The sequence below is a fragment of the Streptomyces sp. NPDC045998 genome, assembly GCF_056430285.1.
In genome coordinates, this window is sequence record NZ_JBWKLJ010000009.1 from 22298 (window position 1) to 40315 (window position 18018).

Consider the following 18018-nt stretch of genomic DNA (forward strand, 5'->3'; position numbering starts at 1 on the left):
CGCGGGGGCCGCGTACGTGAACGTGTCCCGTACGGACTCGCTCCCCCGGCTCAGAGTGCGGAGAGGTACTCGGGCAGGGCGATGGACGGGTCCAGGTCGTCGGCCGGTATCGGGGCGCCGTAGGTGGTGCTCAGCGGGATGACGCCGGTCCAGTGGGGGAGGCCGAGGTCCTCGGGGTCGTCGTTCGGGCCGCCGGTGCGCACCTTGGCGGAGACCTCGGTGAGGTCGAGGCGCAGGACGGCGGTGGCGGCGAGCTCCTTGGTGTTGGCGGGACGGGAGTCGTGCGAGCGGCCGGGGACGACGTGGTCGACGAGCGCGTCGAGCGCGGTGGTCTTCTCCTCGGGGTCGGTCACCTGGTGGGCGATGCCGTGGACCACGACGGAGCGGTAGTTGAGGGAGTGGTGGAAGGCGGAACGGGCCAGGACCAGGCCGTCGACATGGGTGACGGTCAGACAGACCGGAAGGCCGGGGTCGGGCTTGCCCGCCATGCGCAGGGGGCGCGATCCGGTCGAGCCGTGGACGTACAGGCGCTCGCCGACGCGGCCGTAGAGGGTCGGCAGAACGACGGGCCTGCCGTCGCGGACGAAGCCGAGGTGGCAGACGTACGCCGCGTCGAGGATCGAGTGCACCAGCGCGCGGTCGTACGAGGCGCGCTCGCGGGCGCGGGTGAGGACGGTACGGTCGGTCGGCTCGTACGCGGCCTGCCCGTGAGAGGTCGGCTCCTGGGCGACGGTGGTCTCCGGCATGGCGGACTCCATTGCACTAGTGCATAATGTTGTTTGTGCTAGGAGAGTATCGGATCGTTGGGCGCCGTGCATCCGAGATCGCCGCGAGCGTCGAGCAGGGCGTCGGTACGGGCCGGCTGCAGCCCGGGCAACTGCTGCCCCCCATGCGGGAGTTGGCGTCCGAACTGGGGGTCAACCCGAATACGGTGGCGGCCGCGTACCGCACCCTGCGCGAGCGGGGAGTGATCGAGACGGCCGGGCGCCGGGGCAGCCGGATCCGGCCCCGTCCCGCCACCACGGTGCGAGGGTCGCTCCGGATCGACGCCCCCGAGGGCGTACGGAGCGTGGGGGAGGGCAACCCCGATCCGGCGCTGCTGCCCCCGCTCGCGGAGGCGCTGGCGGCCGCGGCGCGGCGCAACGCCGAGGAGCCCGTGCTGTACGGCCGGGCGCCCGTGGACGAGGACCTCGCGCGGCTCGCGCGCGCCGCGCTGGACGCCGACGGGGTGCCGGACGGGCCGATCGCCGTGATGTCCGGTTCGCTGGACGCCACCGAGCGGGTCCTCGCCGCGCATCTGAAACCGGGGGACGCGGTCGCCGTCGAGGACCCCGGCTGGGGCTCGCTCCTCGACCTGGTACCGGCGCTGGGGCTGCGGACCGTGCCCGTCGCCGTCGACGACGAGGGGCCGTTGCCCGGCGCGGTCGACGGTGCGCTGCGCGACGGCGCGCGGGCGCTCATCGTGACCTGCCGGGCGCAGAACCCGACGGGCGCGGCGGTGAGCGCCGCCCGCGCCGCGGAACTGCGCGAGGTGCTCCGCGGGCGCCGCGACGTCCTGCTGATCGAGGACGACCACGGGCACGGCTTCGTCGACCTGCCGGCGCACCCGCTGGCGGGCGCGACGGACCGCTGGGCGTTCGTGCGGTCGGTCGCCAAGGCGTACGGGCCCGATCTGCGGCTCGCCACGCTCACCGGGGACGCCGTCACCATCGACCGGGTGCTGGGGCGCCAGGGGCTCGGTCCCGGCTGGGTGAGCCTGCTGCTCCAGCGCGCGGTCGTCCACCTGTGGGAGACGGGCGCGGTGGACACACGGGCGGTCGCGCGGGCGTACGCCGAGCGGCGCGACGCGCTCGTACGGGCCCTCGCGCGCCGTGGTGTCGAGGCGCACGGCCGCAGCGGCATGAACGTGTGGGTGCCGGTGGCCGACGAGACCGGGGCGGTGGCCCGGATGCTGCACGCCGGATGGGCGGTCGCCCCCGGCGCGCGCTTCCGCATCGCGGCGGGGCCGGGTATCCGGGTCACCGTCTCCGGGCTGACGGCGGCCGACATCGAGGTGCTGGCCGACGCGGTGGCGGCGGCCGCCGGGCCGATGCCGTCGCGCGGTTACGCCTGAGACCGCTCGCTGCGGCCGGCGCGGCTCTGGGTGAGGGCCGCGCCCGCCAGCACGATGAGGGCGCCGACCGGGGTGTTCCAGGTGAGCCGCTCGTCCAGGAGCGTCACGCCGGCGGCGGTGGCGATGACGGGGATGAAGTAGGTGACCATCTGGGCCGTGGTCGGGCCGACCTCGGTGACGATCGTGTACTGGAGCAGCACGGCCAGGCCCGTCCCCAAGGCGCCCAGCGCGGCCACCGCGAGCAGCGGGAGGACCGGGAACGCCTGCGGCCACGAGGTGAACAGCGGGGTGACGGCCGCCAGTTGCAGCGTGGCCAGGAACAGCTGCGCACCGGTGAGGGAGAGGTGCGACTCGCTGCGGCCCGCGAGCGTACGGCGGACGTAGATCCAGCCGACGGGGTAGCTGAGCGAGGCGAGCAGCGCCATGGCCGTGCCGGTGACGTCCAGTCCGGAGAAGCCCTGCCAGGCGCCGAGGACGGTCAGGACGCCGAGGAAACCGATGCCGAGCCCGGCGACGCGACGGCGGGTGGGCCGGTCCTCGGAGAGGGCGACCAGCGACAGGAGCATGCCCCACAGGGGCGAGGTGGCGTTGCAGATGCCGGCGAGCGTCGAGGGGATCGTCAGCTCGGCGTACGCGAAGAGCGAGAACGGCAGTGCGTTGAGGAGGAACCCCGCCACCGCCAGGTGACCCCATGTGCGGGCGCCGCGCGGCAGGGCGGTGCGCTTCACCGCCATCGCGACCGCGAGCACCGCCGTACCGAACAGCAGGCGGCCGAAGGTGACGTGGAACGGGGCGTACGCCTGGGTGCCCACCTTGATGAGGAGGAAGCTGAAGCCCCAGATGAGGGCGAGCACCGCGAAGCGGATGCGCCAGTCCAGGGAGCGGCGGGGGGTGACGGCTGCGGGGTCCGCGGGGGTCGGGGTGGCCGACCGTGGCGCGGAGGAGGTTGCGGTGCTCATGCCGACCACTGTGGACGCTATGACGTCGTAGAACAAGCGAAATCTTGTCGACGGCTTCGCTTAGCATTGCTTACATGTTGAACCTGGAACGCCTGCGGACCCTGGACGCCGTCGCCCGCCACGGCTCGGTGACCGGCGCGGCCGACGGACTGCACGTGACGACGTCGGCCGTCTCCCAGCAGCTCGCCAAGCTGGAACGCGAGGTCGGACAGCAGCTGGTGGCCAAGAACGGGCGCGGGGTGCGGCTCACCGACGCGGGCCGGCTGCTGGCCGATCACGCGGCGCGGATCCTCTCCCAGGTGGAGCTCGCGCAGGCGGACATCGAGGCGCAGCGCGGGCAGGTGGTGGGCGAGGTGCGGGTGGCCGGCTTCCCGACCGCCGCGCGCGGGCTGTTCCCGGCGGCGATCAGCCGTCTGCGCCGCGACCACCCCGACCTGTGCGTGCGCACCAGCGAGCTGGAGCCCGAGCGCGGCATCGAGCACGTGATGCGCGGTGACATGGACCTCGCGGTGGTGCTGGACTGGAGCAACAAGCGGATGCCGATGCCCGCCGCGCTGGCGCGCGAACCGCTGCTGGACGACGCCGCCGACATCGCGGTACCGGCCGGCCATCCGCTGGCGGGGCGGGCGGAGGTCGACCTGGAGGACTTCGCCGACGACGACTGGGTGTCGTGGCCGCAGGGCGAATTCTGTTACGAGTGGCTGATGTTCACGCTGCGGTCGAAGGGCATCGAGCCGCGCATCGCCCACCTGGCCGGGGAGCACCACACCCAGCTCGCCCTCATCCAGGCGGGGCTGGGGGTGTGCGTCACGCCCCGGCTCGGGCGCGGTCCCGTGCCGGAGGGCGTCACGCTCGTGCCCGTACGGCAGCAGGTGCGGCGGCACATCTACGCGGTGTGGCGCACGGACGCGGACCGGCGCCCCTCGATCCGGGCGGCGGTGGAGGCGCTGCGGGAGGTGGGGCGGGCGGTCGGCAGCTGAGGACGGCGCTGCCGCGGGGCGTTGGCGTAGGCCGTGGGCGTCGCCCGGCGGGGTGGAGGCGCGCCCTGGTCGAGCGCGGCGGCGGCGCGGGCTCCGGCTCCGGCTCTAGCTCCGGCTCTGACCTGGATGGGGGTCGGATGTGTACGCGGTGGGCGGAGGCGGGTGCCGGTACTGGTGCCGGTCGGGTCCCCCGCGGCGGTCGACCGCGGGGGACCGGACCGGCCACGGCCCGACGCGGAGGCAAGGGAGCGGCCCCGCCCGGCTGCCGGGCCGGGTGGGGCATCGCGGGGATCCCCTCCGTGCACCCCCGCGATGACCCGGCCGCACCTTCCTCACCTCGGACCGCCTGCCGTCACGCCAGCTTGATCGAGTCGCCTTCGACCTTGATGGACGCCGCCGGGAGCGGTGACGTGGCCGGGCCCGCCTTGACGCTGCCGTCCGTCGCGTCGAACTTCGAGCCGTGGCACGGGCAGTTGATGACCCCGTCCGCCACGTCCTTCACCGCGCAGCCCGCGTGGGTGCACTTGGCGGAGAACGCCTTGAACTCGCCCGCCCTCGGCTGCGTCACCACGACCTCGCCGAAGACCTTTCCCCCGCCCTCCGGGATGTCGGCCGTCTTCGCGAGCACCTGCCCCGAGCCGCCCGCGCCCCCGGACCCGCCGGTGGTGCCGCTCCCGGCGGCCGACTGCCCGGCACCGGACGGGGCCGGGCTGTCCGAGCCCCCGCACGCGGTGAGCACGGCGGCCAGCCCCGCCCCGCCCGCCGCCGCGACGACGGTACGGCGCCCCACCGTGCCGGTGGTCCCCTGCGATCCGGTCATCCCGGTTTCCCTTCCACGATGATGAGAACGTCACCCAGGGGTACGGGGCGGCCGGGCCGGGCGTTCAGCCGCTCAGCGACCTTTTGCGGAAGTCGAGTTCGAGTAACAGTTGGCTGTTTGCCACAGCTTCCTCTGTGACCAGGTGGGTCGCACCGGACAGCGGCAGCACGGTGTGGGGCCGTCCGCAGCAGGGCCGCTGACAGACCAGGGTATGGGCCGCGGTCGTCGGCGAGACTGTGGAACAGCAGTAGCGGCCGGGACAGCCGGTGGGCGTGCGGGATCAAGGAGGAGCTCGTAGTTCTGCGGCTGGACGTCCAAGTGACCGAGGAAGCGCTCCCAGATGCGTGTCGTACAGCCACGGCCCGTCGGAGCCGCGCCCGTCCCTGATGAGCACGGCGAAGCCCTGCTCGGCGAACCACTGCGTTACCGCGCTGTACCAGCCGTTCGCCCACACCGCGAGCTGGAGCCCGTACCCGGCGTACGGACTGAGCAGCACCGGCAATCGACTCGGCAACGTACGGCTGTGAGGGACCATCCGCGCATGCACGGGGACCACTCGAACAGGCCCTCAGCGGGCCGCCGATCAAGGGACCACCCCCGCATGCGCGGGGACCACGGGGCCGCGATCCGGGCCGACTACCGCCCCTGGGGACCACTCCCGCATGCGCGGAGACCACCCCTCCCGACCTCAATTCGGGAGGAGCGGCGTGGGACCACCCCCGCATGCGCAGGGACCACCCGTAGCTGACCACTCATCAGGTCAGCAGCCCGGGACCACCCCTGCATGCGCGGGGACCACGCGGCGTCCTTGCGGTAGGTGGAGGCGGCGCCGAGACCACCCCCGCATGCGCGGGGACACTTCTCGACCTGTACACGCCAGACCAACGCGCTGGGACCACCCCCGCATGCGCGGGGACCATCCCACGACGCCACCAGCCCGCCGCCTGACCCGGGGACCACCCCCGCATGCGCGGGGACCACCGGTTGGCGATCCGTACGGGCAACGCGGCGCTGGGACCACCCCCGCATGCGCGGGGACCACGTCCAGCACTACAAGGGAGTGCCCCCCATCGAGGGACCACCCCCGCATGCGCGGGGACCACTGGGTTCAGTCCGAGGGCGCGATCTACGAGATGGGACCACCCCCGCATGCGCGGGGACCACTCGTACTGGTCGTAGCGGAGTTCCAGGTTCGTGGGACCACCCCCGCATGCGCGGGGACCACCAACGGCGATGCCCCTTGAGGAGGGCGCTACCGGGACCACCCCCGCATGCGCGGGGACCACCCGGCAGGCGGCATCGGCGTCACCGGCAGCGCGGGACCACCCCCGCATGCGCGGGGACCACCTGCCGAGCGGGATGGCGGCGACGCCGGCCACGGGACCACCCCCGCATGCGCGGGGACCACACCACGACCAACCCGGACAACCCGGCGCACTGGGGACCACCCCCGCATGCGCGGGGACCACAACCCCGCGTACGACATGGTCTCGCAGATCGTGGGACCACCCCCGCATGCGCGGGGACCACTCGTAGATCGCTTCCCGGAACTGGTCGGCCATGGGACCACCCCCGCATGCGCGGGGACCACCGGCATGTGCCGCTGACGGCGGTCCGCGCCGCGGGACCACCCCCGCATGCGCGGGGACCACAGCCGCTCGTACGCGGCCCTGAGCTTGGCCAGGGGACCACCCCCGCATGCGCGGGGACCACCTACTCCGTCACGGCGGCGATGAGCGCGGCCGGGGACCACCCCCGCATGCGCGGGGACCACGGCATCGGTCTTTCGCTCGCTACGGCGGGCGCGGGACCACCCCCGCATGCGCGGGGACCACAGATGATTCACGCACCCCGCCCCGGTAAGACCGGGACCACCCCCGCATGCGCGGGGACCACCTCCAGGACGGCTTCGGCCGCGGTGATGCCGGCGGGACCACCCCCGCATGCGCGGGGACCACACGAACGACCGCGGCCTGGAGGCCGGAGAAGCGGGACCACCCCCGCATGCGCGGGGACCACTCGGGGCTGTCGGACATGGCTACCACCTTCGTGGGACCACCCCCGCATGCGCGGGGACCACGACATGTTGATGTCGACGGCGACCAGGTACGGGGGACCACCCCCGCATGCGCGGGGACCACGTCGGGTCGACCCGGAACGGCGGGCGGCTGGAGGGACCACCCCCGCATGCGCGGGGACCACTGGTGGGTTGGCTCCTCTCGGGCGTATCGCCCGGGACCACCCCCGCATGCGCGGGGACCACTTCCGCCACGACCGGCGCGGGTGCGACCGGCGGGGACCACCCCCGCATGCGCGGGGACCACGCGCCGTACTGGACGTCGACCAGGGAGCGGCAGGGACCACCCCCGCATGCGCGGGGACCACACAAGCCGGACGGCTCCGGCGGCGGCGACACCGGACCACCCCCGCATGCGCGGGGACCACAGGCGCTGACCTGGGCTTTTATCGGGGGCGCAGCCGGATTTTACCCACTTCCCGAGAAGCGGACCAAAGGGGCAAAGCGGGCCTCCGTTTCTTGCAGCGCTTTCATCTTCCGAACCTACGCCGCTTCGCCGCCTTGCTCCATCCCTGACGCGGCGCCTCAGACGCCGGGCGGGACGGCGAGGGGGCGGCAGGGCGGTGGAGGAGGGTGAGGCCCTCATGGTCGGCAGGGTGCCAAGCGTGGTCGTGGGTACGGAAGGTGAAGCCCTGTTCGTTGTCGGTGTGGTATGCGAGCAGGGCGCGACCCTGGCCGGAGTATGTACGGACTTCGTCCCAGAGGATGTCGCGGACGCGGGCGGACGGTGAGCCCAGGAAGACGCCGGGAGAGATCTCCAGGAGCCATCGGGTGAGGAATCCGCGCAAGCCCGCAGGGCAGTTGGTGAGGACGATGACGGTCACCAGATCGGCTCGTCCCCGTAGTTGCGTCCGCTGTCCAGTACACGGTCGCCATCGGACTGGAGCCCCACGCGGTCCGCGTCGGCGGTCGTCGCGGCTTCCTCGTAGCGGAGCAGCTTCTTGATGTCGTTCGCGCAGCGTTCGAGGAGTCGTGTCTTGTTGATGCGGTCGCGGAGGGCCCGGCGGGTGCGCGTTGGGATGTCTTCTTCGCCCGTTGCCGCGGCGTCGAAGGCAGCGGGAATGGCGATTTCCGTTTTGTACAGGTCAGCGATGTCCAGGACGAAGGATCGCTCGTGCCCGGAGTGGATGAAGCCGAGCCCGGGGGAGCAGCCCAGTGCGGCGACTACGGCGTGGGCGACGCCATACATGCACTGGGCTGCCGCTGTGACTCCCTGATTGGGGGCGTCGGCCGCCGAGAAATCGTCGCGGTGGTATTCGCGGCGCTTCCAGGGCACGCCCGTACGGGCCGCCTCCCTGCGGTAGCACTCCTTCAGCCGACGGCCCTCCATACGCAGCAGCTCGTCGCGGGTGCGGCCCGAGGGGTCCTCGTCGGGGAAGCGCAGGCGGTACATGGCCCGCGCCACCTCCACCCGTGTACGGCGATTCGCCCACGCCGTGGCCTGTGCCTCGAGCAGCCCTGAGGAGCGGGTCAGGGCGCGCCCGCCGGCGTAGTAGCGCACGCCGTGTTCACCCACCCACACCACTGCGACTCCGCTCTCGCCGAGCAAAGCCATGGCTTGGTGCGTCACGCGGGTCCCGGGGCCGAGCAGCAGAGTCCCGATCGTGGCCGACGGGATGTGGGTGACACCGTCGGCGTCCGTGGCGGTGATGGCGTTGTCGTCGCGGTGGATGGTGCAGCGTTCCAGATAGAGGAATGAGACGCGGTCGCTGACGCGGGTGAGTTCTCGGGGCGAGGAGAGGCTGCGTTTGCTGACTGTGCTCATGGCTCCACCCGCACCGGAGCCAGTGTCATCAGACCACAGCCGTACGCCTTCGCCTTGCCCAGCCCGTGGGTCAGCGTACGGCGGAACGCCGCCAGGTCGGTGATCCGCAGCCGGCCGTCGAACGTTGCACGCGTAAGACGCACGTTCGGACCTGCCGAGGCGCGCCGGTCCTGCCCCTGTCCCGGGCGGGATGCAACGGCTTCCGCACCCGAGGGCTTGCCGAACCGCATCGGTGTCTGGTCATGCACCAGCACGTCATAGTTCACGTCGGCCGTGGTGGAGACGCCCGGCCTCATCACCACGCTGAATCCCGCGTGCTCCTGGCGCTTCAGCAGCCAGCCGATCTGATGGCGCGGCGTGACGTGAGCAGCCCGCTTGGTCGGTGCGCCGAGGGGGTCCACGTCCCTGCGGATGTGGTGTACCGGGTTGGCTGTGAGGCGGAAGGCCCAGACGTCGCCCTCGCGAAGCGCGTCCAGGAACTCCCCGTAGGCGAACGTGCTCCACCCCTTCTCATCCAGACTCGGCCAGCCGGCCTGTTCGACGAGGTGAGTGAGGTCGGGACGGCAAGGACTCGAGATGAAGAGGTCGACGCGGCCGGCCGGCGCGTGGTCAAGCCGCCAGAGCACGCGAGGGCCATCCCCCTCGCGTGCCGGAGGCTCGGGAAACGCCATGTTCACGGCACCGTGCACGCGGTGCGGTGAGCCGAGGAGCCGTCGTGCCTCGGACCGGGCGGTGTTGAAACGGAAACGGGTCAGATACATCGGAGGTTCCTAGGAGGCGTCCGTGGTGGGGCCGGGGCGGCCGGGCGGCGACGCCCGGCGCAGGTGCGCAGTCGGGTCGTGCGGGGGTGCGGAGACATGGGAGGCCCGGACGCCCCGTATCGCGTACTGCCGGTGACGCGGGTCGAAGGTGACGGGCGTGTCGCGCAGCGAGAAGTCGGGGGTCTCGCCAGCGGGGCAGTCCACGAGGACGTCCAGTTCCGCCGGGGCGGCTATTGCCCCGCTGGAGGATCCGGGACGGGCGAGTTGTCCGACGTACCACCGGGACGCCTGCCACGGCGCGCCCCGCAGCGCCTCTTCCAGGGGCTGATCACTGAGAGACTCCTCGAGCAGGAGCGGGCGGGCCGGTGGGCAGGAACGCCGCCCCAGGTACGGAAGGAACCGGGGTGCCCCCACGGCCGCGTGAAGTTGAAGAACGAGCTCCTTGTCGCCCTCCACTCCGGCGATGAAGATCGCGTCGGCCAAGTAGTACCGCTCCGAAAGCGGCATCGCTCGGCCCGAGTCGGCATGGTGCGCGGTGTGGAAGTCCCGTACCCGCGTTCCCGGTTGATCGATGCGAACGCCGAAGCGCAGCGCGGCCAAGTCGGAGAGGTCAGCGCCTCGCGGACGTCCTTGGGCGGCGGCCAGCAGACCGAGCACGCCGCTTTTCGTCGGAGCGTTCTCCGTAGTGCGGCGCACGAACCGGGCTGCGGAACCCCATGCCTGCAAGGGTCCGGCCAAGCGCAGCAGCAGTACTGTCATGCCGAGGACTCCAGGCGTTCGGCCACGGCGCTTCCGACCTGGTCCAGCAGACCGGGAAGGGTTACCCCGGGGCCCAGTTCCGCCAGTGCCCGCGTCTCCTCGCCGATGCGGAACACCCAGGTGGGCAGGTTTCCCAGACCGTACTGCCGCTCCAGATCGGGCACGTACGCGGCAAGGCGGCGGCAGCTCTCTCGCAGGAACCCTCCTTCCGCGGACTTGGGCACCGGCTCCTCGAAGGCGCCGACGAAGCTGATCGGCCACCGGTCGCGGATCGTGACGATGGCGGCAGAGGGAAGGGTGTGGTTGCCGAAGGAGTGGATCTTTCCGGTCGGCAGAGAGGTGATGAACGCTTCCAGGAAGGCGGTGGCCGCCTTCGACGTGGGCGTGCTCGGGGGCTCGCCCTCCTTGAGGCCGGCACCGAGGTTGCGGTGCAGCTCGTCGACGTCGACCGCCGCGTACCGGTACAGAGTTGCGGAGTGGAAGTCGAGTGTGCCGATCATGCCTGCGCCCGACTCGGATTCCCCGCTGAGGTCGTCGACTGCCGTGTAGTAGTCCGACTCGAGGTCTGCTCGGTGCACGCTCAGCGCGTGTGCCACTTGTGTGGCCGCCTCCACGTTGAGGTCGGCGGAGTCCGCGACCATCCGTCCGAAGAGTGCGATATCCACGGAGTGGCGGGTGTCAACCGCATCACGTGCCCTTGCCTTCAGCCCCTTGTCCTTGAAGGACTTCTTGAGCCTCTCCACGTCCCCGCCGCCACTGACGTCCACTGTCAGTTCGGCAAGTGCATCCAACTGGCGTCGGCTGAGGAACAACAAGTACTTCGCCTCCGAGACCACCGCCTCGTCGCCGTTGTTGCTCCTCCGTTTCGGAGCGTCGAACGACGAGCCGGTGGCCGTCCGCAGGGTCTCCTCGGCGAGTTGCACGGCGGTCTCGGCCAACTCCGGGGCATACGCGGTGATGCGTTCCGCCAGGGCCTCGACGACCTTCTTCGTCCGTACGCCGAGCTCCTCCGGCGGCAGGAGCTCGTTGAACCGCTTCCGGGTGGCGCGCTTCCATGCCTGGCTCGACACCCGAGCCCGGCGTACACCGCCGTAGTAGGCGGACTTGGGCGAGCCGGTGTCGTCCCGGTTCATATTGTTCGGCGGCATGGTCTGAAGGATGTGGATGTCGAGGATGGTGCGGGTCACGGGCGTTCCGTTCTCTTGTCTGGTGACCGGAAAGGGATGGGCCGGGGGACAGGCGGCTGAGGATCGGCGGAAAGCGGGTCAGGAGTCGACGTCGGCTGCCTCTGTGTCCTCCGTCGGCACGGCATCCGTGCCGGCCCCTTGGCTTTCGCCGTCCGTACGCGTAGGGGCGGGGAGTCCGTGGCGACGGTGGAAGTCGCGCCCCCAGGCCCGGCGGACGTCGTCCCGGCGGTTCTCGTCCTGCCACGGCAGGAGCTGATCGGCGAGGAGTGCGTAATCGAGGGGGATGCGCGCGGCACGCAGGAGCAGCACCATCTCGCGCAGCCGGGTCGCAAGGACGTCCACGTCTGAAGCGGTCCCGATACGGACGAACCTCCGGCGTACGGTCTCGCTGGCGTCCTCGACCCGCTCCGTGACCGGGGACACCCCGGACGCGCTGTTTGCCGCGTTGCCGTCGCGGGTGTTGGTCCTGCGGTGGGCCAGACGGCGTACGGCGCGGCCGAGGGACCACTCGGCCAGGTGCATGGGCTCGTCCCGCACGGATTGTTGGTGCAGCGCCCAGAGTGTGACGGCGATGTGGACGGCCGTGTCCTCATGCCTTTCCTGCTCCTCGCGCCGGTTGTGGGCCGCGGAGAAGAAGTAGGCGGGTGCGGCGCGGCCGTCGTTTCGTTCCCGTTCCGCCATCCGCCGCTCTTCGCGGAGTTGGCCCAGCACCTCCAGGTGGTCGAGTCCCCAGGCGGTGGGGGAGGCGTGCGCGTCCCGTCCGGCTTCCCGGCGAAGGCGGGCGACGGCCGCGACCGCCCAGGGCATGCCCTTCCGGTAGCCGGCCTGTAGTCGGCCGATGGCGCGCGAAGTCGCCTCGCGGGGAAGCGACAGGGGAAGGAGGGTGGGCCCGCTTCCGCCGCTACCAGCCCATTCCGGCACGGCCGGAGAACTCTGTGACATGAGATGTCTCCTGATGACGATGGTTCAGGGTGGCGCGATGAGCCGGGATCAGGCCGGCGGGCCCAGTTCCTCTTGCAGCCTTGTGCGAAACCGGAGTTCGGCACGGCCGGTGTCCATCAGGCACGCGCCTCGGCCGGGAAGGTCGACCACTCTGCCGCTGGCTGCTGCCGGTCCGGCGGATTGGATCTCTTGCCGGGCCAGCCGGAAAACGTGGCGCCGCACCGTTTCCCGCCATGCCTGGCGGGCGCCCTGAAGGTCGGGTTGCCGATATAGGCTCCGCAGCCATGCACGGTACGGGCCGTCCAGGGCCGCGTACGCGACCTGCCGGGCCGACGCGGCTGCGGCGTCCGGGTGACCACTGCCCGCCGCGCGGGCGAGGTTGTCGGCGAGGCGCTCCAGGGCTTCGACCGCCTTTTCGGCGTCACTGACAGCGTCCACGGCGGCGGCGCCGTACACCGGGTTGGTCTCGTGGAGAGTGACGACCGGGAGCACGACGGAGTCGTCGACGATCTCGTCGATCACCGACTGCTGGGTGCCGTATACGACACCGACCAGCCGAAGCCGCACCAGTTTCCCGTGGTCGATGTCGCTTTCGGTGATGACCCGCGTGTACCAGCGGGTGATGCCCGCGCGGAGCTGTTCGGGCGGCTCACCACGGCTACCCGCCTCTCCGCCTTGGGCACGGGAGGGCAGCAGGGCCCCGAGGCCGCGCCATGCCGACCTCTCCGGGTCGTGCCGAGACGGAGTGTAGACAAGTGCCCGCCCCTGCTTCTTCTCCTGGACGGAGCTGCGGCGCCATCCGCTCATCGGCTCCAGCAGCCACGGAGCGGACTGGACAAGAGGGTCGCCGTAGCCCAGGACGACCCCCGTCACCGCCCCTCCATCGGCGCACAACCGAATTCGACGGGTCTGCCAGGTGTACAGGTCCCGGAGCCCGAGAGGCTCGGGGCCGCCCGCCCGCACACTGCGGGCGCCGGGCCCGTACGGCTCGTCCTGGCGCCACACCGGCCGGTCCTTGTCCGTCCGCTCGGCCAGCTCGCTTCCCGCGTACGCTTCCTCGAAGGCGATGAGATTGAGCAGCAGCGTCTCGCGCAGGGTGGCCCCCTCGGCGAAAACACCTCCCAGCTGCCCCAGCGCCCCGACGCCCAAGGGATATACCTTCCCCGCCTTGCTCCGTTCGTCATCGCCCTTCATCGCGGACTTGATGCCCGAGGTGTCGAAGGCGTGGGCATGGAGGAGCCACCGTGCGGCCTCCGCGAAGGACAACCGGTCCACACCTGGCCGCCGCGTGGAGAACAGAGCGGAACCGGTGGGCACGTCGGCGACGATCCGGCTGAGCAGGGCCACTTCGTCCTTCGCGGTGCGCAGACCGGCCACCTGGAAGAATGGACGGTGATCGTCGAAGAGCTCGAATCTCCGGATGTGGCGATCCAGGTAGTCGAGAGCCGCCGCGAACGGTGCGGAACTCTCCCAGAGCTCCTCCCAGTCCTCCAGATCAGTCGGTCCCTCCAAAGCGTCGTGGAGGACCGCCAGCAGGAGTCGGAGCAGGACCATTTCCTGGGTGGGAACGTCACCGACGATCCCGCGCAAGCCGTCGGCGTGCGCGAAGACGTCCCGAAGGGACAGCTCGGCGACCGTGCCATCGAGGTGCTGTACCGGTACCCACGGCTCCTTTACCAGGTTGAACGCTGCGGGGGCGTCGGCTCCGGTGCCGCTCCGGTCGGTCGGAGCGGAGCCGGGCCCGATCACCGGGCCGAGGTTCCGGCTCGTGGCGCTCGCGGGGGCATCCGGCCGCTCCGCGATGCGCGGATCAGCGTCCTGAGCTCCCTGCTCCTGTGCATGGTGACCGCCCCCCTCGTCCTGTGCGCCGCCGTGGCCGTCCGGACCGCTCCCGGGTGGCATGCTGGGTCCGGCCACCCGCAGCCCCTCGGCGCGGCTGTAGCTCAACGTGAATCCTGCAAGCCGGGTCTGGCAACGCTCGTCCAGAACGAGCAGCAACTCCCCTGCCAGCCAGGGACATTCAGGTACCTGCCAGGCCGGTACACGGAACTTCTCCAGTTCCGCGATGGTGCGATCGATCAGCCACTGCTTGCTGAACCGCCCGGGCAAAGTGAGCGCGCTGGCGGCCACCGCCTCGGCCGCCCGTCGGCTCGGCGGAAAGTCCGTGGCCAACACCAGTCCGCCTCGTCCGCCCTCCCTCCCCTCGTCCAGCCATGGCACCGTGGTCAACCGACCGTCGGCTCGCCGTTGGACCACCAGGACCTCCAGCGTCTCCTCGCCGTCCCGCACCTGCGCCCGTCCGGTCCGGCTGTCGTCCGCATCCCCCGCATGGGCTTCCAGCCACCCGTACACGGGCCGCCCGGGACGCCGTACCGGCCCCAGCAGAAAACCGTCCGCCCTGCGCCGCTTCTCCGCGAGCAACGCCCGGTGCCGCTCGTCGGCCTCGGCGATGGACCCACCCCACGCCGTGGGTCCCAGCGGCTCGTCGCCGTAGGCGCTCTGTACCAACGGACTGATGTCGTGCGGCAGACGCACAGGCACGCCGTCGAGGTGGGGTGTGAGGGCGGCGAGTGAGCGGAGGAGGGTCCAATCGCCCGGGTATACGGCTCGAGAGCCCGCATCGGGGACCGGCGGAGAGGCAGCCCAGTCGACTCCGGTGATCAAGCACCGAGGGGTGGACAGACGCGTCGGCCGGAACGACGGATGCCGGTGCAACCGCCCCATGCGCTGCAACACCAGGTCCACCGGGGCCAGGTCGGTCACCAGCAGGTCGAAGCTGACGTCGAGGGACTGCTCCACCACCTGGCTGGCCACCACCACGTGCCGCCTGGGCCGGTCACCGCCCGGGCCGAACCTGCGGAGCAATGCCGCGTCGTTGGCGGCGCGGTCGGCGGCCAGGAACCGCGAGTGCGCGACGGTCACGTGGCCTTCGCCGAACCGTTCTCGCAGTATCTCGGCCGCCTCCAGGGCCCGCCCCACCGTATTGCGTACGACAAGGGCGCATCCGCCATCGACCAGTTCCGCCTCCAGCCGGTCGGCCAGCGCGACGAGCTCGTCTTCCATTCGTTCCAGCACGACGGTTGTGCCGCGGTCGGAGGCCGCGGCAGGCCGTGCGGTCAGGGCGGTGCGGCCCGGTGACACGGCGGTCAGCAGAGGGTAGGCATCGGCATCGTCGACGCCCTGCACCGCCGCAGCGCCTTTGGCTCCTGCGTACGCGGCGGCGAGAGCCTGCCTGCGAGCGGCCGGAAGGGTGGCGGAGAGCAGTACCACCGGAACGCGGTAGGCAGCCAGCCACTCCAGTGTCCGGTCCAGGTAGCGGTTCATGTAGGCGTCGTAGGCGTGCACCTCGTCGATCACCACTACCTTGCCCGCGACCGCCAGGTGCCGAAGAGCCAGATGCCGGCTCTTGAGGGCGGCGAACAGCACCTGATCCACGGTTCCGACGGCGAACGACGCGAGCAACTGCTTCTTCCGACCTCGCAGCCACTGGTGAGCGTGAAGCCCGGCGGAGTGCTGCGGTACGTCCTCTTCGTTCCGGTCCGGCAACGTCTCCTTCCCGCTCGCGTCCAGCTCGACGGCGGCGATGGTCCGATGTCCCACGCGTAACATGCCGGACCAGACTTCGTTGAGCGCTGCTTTCGCGTGGGCCAGGACCACAGACCGCGACGGCGCTGCCTCGGCGGGCAGGGCCTCGAGCCACGACAGAAGCCTGCCGAACATCGCGTCCCCGGTCGCGCGGGTCGGGAGCGCCAGCAGGAGCCCACCGGCCCCCGAACGCGCCGCGAGGATCTCCGCCGCCGCGAGCGCGGCCTCGGTCTTCCCTTCGCCCATCGGTGCTTCGATGATGAGAAGGCCGGCCGGATCCATCGCGCCCGCCATCCGGACCGCTTCCTGTTGAACCGGGCGCAGTGCTACACCCTTGAGCTGGGGAAAGCGCTGGGAGAACAACGACTGCGGCGATGCGGCGGGCACTTCGGGCTGCCAGAGCCCCGGCAGGTCCAGGCCCTCCCACGCAGCCTGCAGCCTGCGTCGCTCACCGAGCCCACCCAGCGGATGCCACGACTCGGGCGCGTACGGGAACAGCTCGGGGGCGCTGGCGATCCAATCAGCGAGGATGACCACAGCCGTCAGCAGCACCTGCGCCGGCTGGGGTAGCCGGATCTCACGCCAGGATGGCAACAGGTGTGTCACATCGGCTAGTTCGGCACACCAGTCAAGCAGCTCGTACTGGGTCTGGTGCCACACGGCCTCGCTGGGTCCCGGATGCCGCACGAGGTGTGGACGCAGGCGCAGGTCGTGGATCTGCTGGCTTCCTGGCGGCACCCCGTGGTGCCCTCCTGCCACCACCGCGAACTGCCCTGCCGCACGGGCCCCCAGCCCGCATCGCGCCTCCATCCATTCCTGGATCAGCACTTGGCCGGCGAGCCCATGGGGGGCCAGCCTTCTGTCCTGCCCGTATGCCTTGGCGGTGGGCATATCCAGACCGTGATCCCGCATACGCCCGGCCAACTGTTCGACCTGACAGGCGAAGGCAGGCGTGCATTTGCCGATGTCGTGGAATGCCGCCAGGAAAGCTACGAGCCGCGACGCCTCCTCGTCTCCTCCAGGGAAAGGCTCCGACACAAGGCGCTTGACGGAGAGGGGCAACCAGTCGTCCCACAGTTTTTGCGCCACCGCACCGCTGTCAGCCATGTGTCGCCAGAGCGGCAGCCAGCCATCGGTCTTGCGATCGTGCTTGGCCCAGGCGGACCGGGCGGCATCTGAGAGGTGCTGGGGAGAGAGCTGTGTCCTCCGAGGGGCCGGGCCCTCGGAGACAGAGACAGGGAACAAGCCAGAGTCCTCCCATACGGCGTTCGCGCTGCATGACCCGCGGCTGGACGTTTTCCAGGAACCGCAACGTGGTGTCCGGTGCGGGCGCCCAGTGGTTCGGGGCGCCCGCCGGGATTCCCCTTGATCAGCGCCTACGGCTTAACGCCGCCCCCGCCATCACCAGTGCCACCCATACCCAGGGGCGATAACCAGAGGCGGCGATCATGGCGATGATCAGGCCCCAGACAGGGGGCGCGAGTGACTGACCAGGATCAATGGAGGTGGGCATTGCTAGAATCACCTTGTTCCTGTGGCTGGTAACGCGCTGACAGGGACGGGCCGGACTCGGCCTGCTCCGCTGCAACGGAGCAGGCGTCAACGAGTCCGGCCCTCGGCGTTCGAGAGCCGGACTGTGGCCATGGCAAGGAGCGTAGAGGGCTCTGAGCCCGCCCGGGTCGCTTTCGCCAAATCCCGTACCGGGTACTGTTGTTGAGTATCTGGTACCAGGAGAGGTACCCGGTTGCCTGCAAGTCGGTGCGAGCGACGGAACGCCGCAGAACACCTCCTGAGCCCCGCATGCGCGGGGAGCACGATGCCAGCACAGGTACCCGGGGATCACCCCCGCGTGCGCGGGGACCATGCGAATCGCAGAGTACTGAGCGCACCAGCGCCGGGACCACCCCGGAGGCCCCCCACCGCCCGCGGGGCGATGCGTCGTCCAGTGGGCGGTGCGCTTCTCGGTAGGGGCAAACGATCATGGCGCCGCGGTGGACGGTCGGCAAGCTGGCGCTCGACACCTCCAACTGACCACCCGCCACCGGCCGGACCGCGCTCGGGATGTCATGC

The 18018-nt window shown here is 71.1% G+C and carries 13 protein-coding genes and 1 CRISPR repeat array; of the genes, 3 read left to right on the plus strand and 10 right to left on the minus strand.

Going from position 1 to position 18018, the window contains the following annotated elements; translation table 11 throughout:
* Nucleotides 1-50 precede the first annotated feature (50 nt).
* Nucleotides 51-746: a pyridoxamine 5'-phosphate oxidase family protein gene (locus tag AC07FJ_RS25190; RefSeq protein WP_479051548.1), complete on the minus strand. Its 696-nt coding sequence runs from the start codon at nt 744-746 to the stop codon at nt 51-53.
* A gap of 35 nt (nt 747-781) precedes the next feature.
* Between AC07FJ_RS25190 and AC07FJ_RS25195 the strand changes: the two genes are divergently transcribed.
* On the plus strand, nt 782-2113 hold the full coding sequence (locus tag AC07FJ_RS25195; protein WP_479051549.1) for an aminotransferase class I/II-fold pyridoxal phosphate-dependent enzyme: 1332 nt from the start codon (nt 782-784) through the stop codon (nt 2111-2113).
* Here the strand turns inward: AC07FJ_RS25195 and AC07FJ_RS25200 are convergent.
* On the minus strand, nt 2104-3072 hold the full coding sequence (locus AC07FJ_RS25200) for a DMT family transporter (RefSeq protein ID WP_479051550.1): 969 nt from the start codon (nt 3070-3072) through the stop codon (nt 2104-2106). The genes AC07FJ_RS25195 and AC07FJ_RS25200 overlap by 10 nt on opposite strands.
* A 74-nt stretch (nt 3073-3146) precedes the next feature.
* Here AC07FJ_RS25200 and AC07FJ_RS25205 point away from each other — a divergent pair, with 74 nt between their 5' ends.
* On the plus strand, nt 3147-4052 hold the full coding sequence (locus AC07FJ_RS25205; RefSeq protein WP_361420721.1) for a LysR family transcriptional regulator: 906 nt from the start codon (nt 3147-3149) through the stop codon (nt 4050-4052).
* Between the two features lie 352 nt (nt 4053-4404).
* Here the strand turns inward: AC07FJ_RS25205 and AC07FJ_RS25210 are convergent, their stop codons facing one another.
* The gene (locus tag AC07FJ_RS25210) at nt 4405-4872 is read right to left on the minus strand and encodes a Rieske (2Fe-2S) protein (RefSeq protein ID WP_479051551.1); all 468 of its coding nucleotides are present in this window, start codon (nt 4870-4872) and stop codon (nt 4405-4407) included.
* Between the two features lie 344 nt (nt 4873-5216).
* Between AC07FJ_RS25210 and AC07FJ_RS25215 the strand changes: the two genes are divergently transcribed.
* A complete protein-coding gene (locus AC07FJ_RS25215) occupies nt 5217-5399 on the plus strand; it encodes a hypothetical protein (protein WP_479051552.1) in 183 nt (60 codons plus the stop codon).
* Nucleotides 5400-7317: a CRISPR direct-repeat array (repeat unit 29 nt; unit sequence GGGACCACCCCCGCATGCGCGGGGACCAC). It begins immediately after the preceding gene.
* Between the two features lie 102 nt (nt 7318-7419).
* Here the strand turns inward: AC07FJ_RS25215 and cas2e are convergent.
* The 7 genes from cas2e to casA all read right to left on the minus strand — a co-directional run bounded on the left by cas2e (nt 7420) and on the right by casA (nt 17193).
* Nucleotides 7420-7773, minus strand: coding sequence for a type I-E CRISPR-associated endoribonuclease Cas2e (gene cas2e / locus AC07FJ_RS25220; RefSeq protein WP_479051553.1), 354 nt, complete (start codon nt 7771-7773; stop codon nt 7420-7422).
* Nucleotides 7770-8714 carry a type I-E CRISPR-associated endonuclease Cas1e gene (cas1e, locus tag AC07FJ_RS25225; RefSeq protein WP_479051554.1) on the minus strand — a complete coding sequence of 315 codons (945 nt, stop codon included), beginning with the start codon at nt 8712-8714 and terminating at the stop codon, nt 7770-7772. Before cas1e ends, cas2e begins: the two co-directional genes overlap by 4 nt.
* The gene (gene cas6e, locus AC07FJ_RS25230; RefSeq protein ID WP_479051555.1) at nt 8711-9475 is read right to left on the minus strand and encodes a type I-E CRISPR-associated protein Cas6/Cse3/CasE; all 765 of its coding nucleotides are present in this window, start codon (nt 9473-9475) and stop codon (nt 8711-8713) included. Before cas6e ends, cas1e begins: the two co-directional genes overlap by 4 nt.
* Nucleotides 9476-9484: 9 nt before the next feature.
* Nucleotides 9485-10234 (minus strand): type I-E CRISPR-associated protein Cas5/CasD, encoded by a 750-nt coding sequence (gene cas5e / locus AC07FJ_RS25235; RefSeq protein WP_479051556.1) that lies wholly within the window; start codon nt 10232-10234, stop codon nt 9485-9487.
* On the minus strand, nt 10231-11421 hold the full coding sequence (cas7e, locus tag AC07FJ_RS25240; protein ID WP_479051557.1) for a type I-E CRISPR-associated protein Cas7/Cse4/CasC: 1191 nt from the start codon (nt 11419-11421) through the stop codon (nt 10231-10233). Before cas7e ends, cas5e begins: the two co-directional genes overlap by 4 nt.
* Nucleotides 11422-11499: 78 nt before the next feature.
* On the minus strand, nt 11500-12228 hold the full coding sequence (gene casB / locus AC07FJ_RS25245; RefSeq protein WP_479051558.1) for a type I-E CRISPR-associated protein Cse2/CasB: 729 nt from the start codon (nt 12226-12228) through the stop codon (nt 11500-11502).
* Between the two features lie 183 nt (nt 12229-12411).
* Nucleotides 12412-17193 (minus strand): type I-E CRISPR-associated protein Cse1/CasA, encoded by a 4782-nt coding sequence (gene casA, locus AC07FJ_RS25250; RefSeq protein ID WP_479051559.1) that lies wholly within the window; start codon nt 17191-17193, stop codon nt 12412-12414.
* Between the last annotated feature and the right edge of the window lie 825 nt (nt 17194-18018).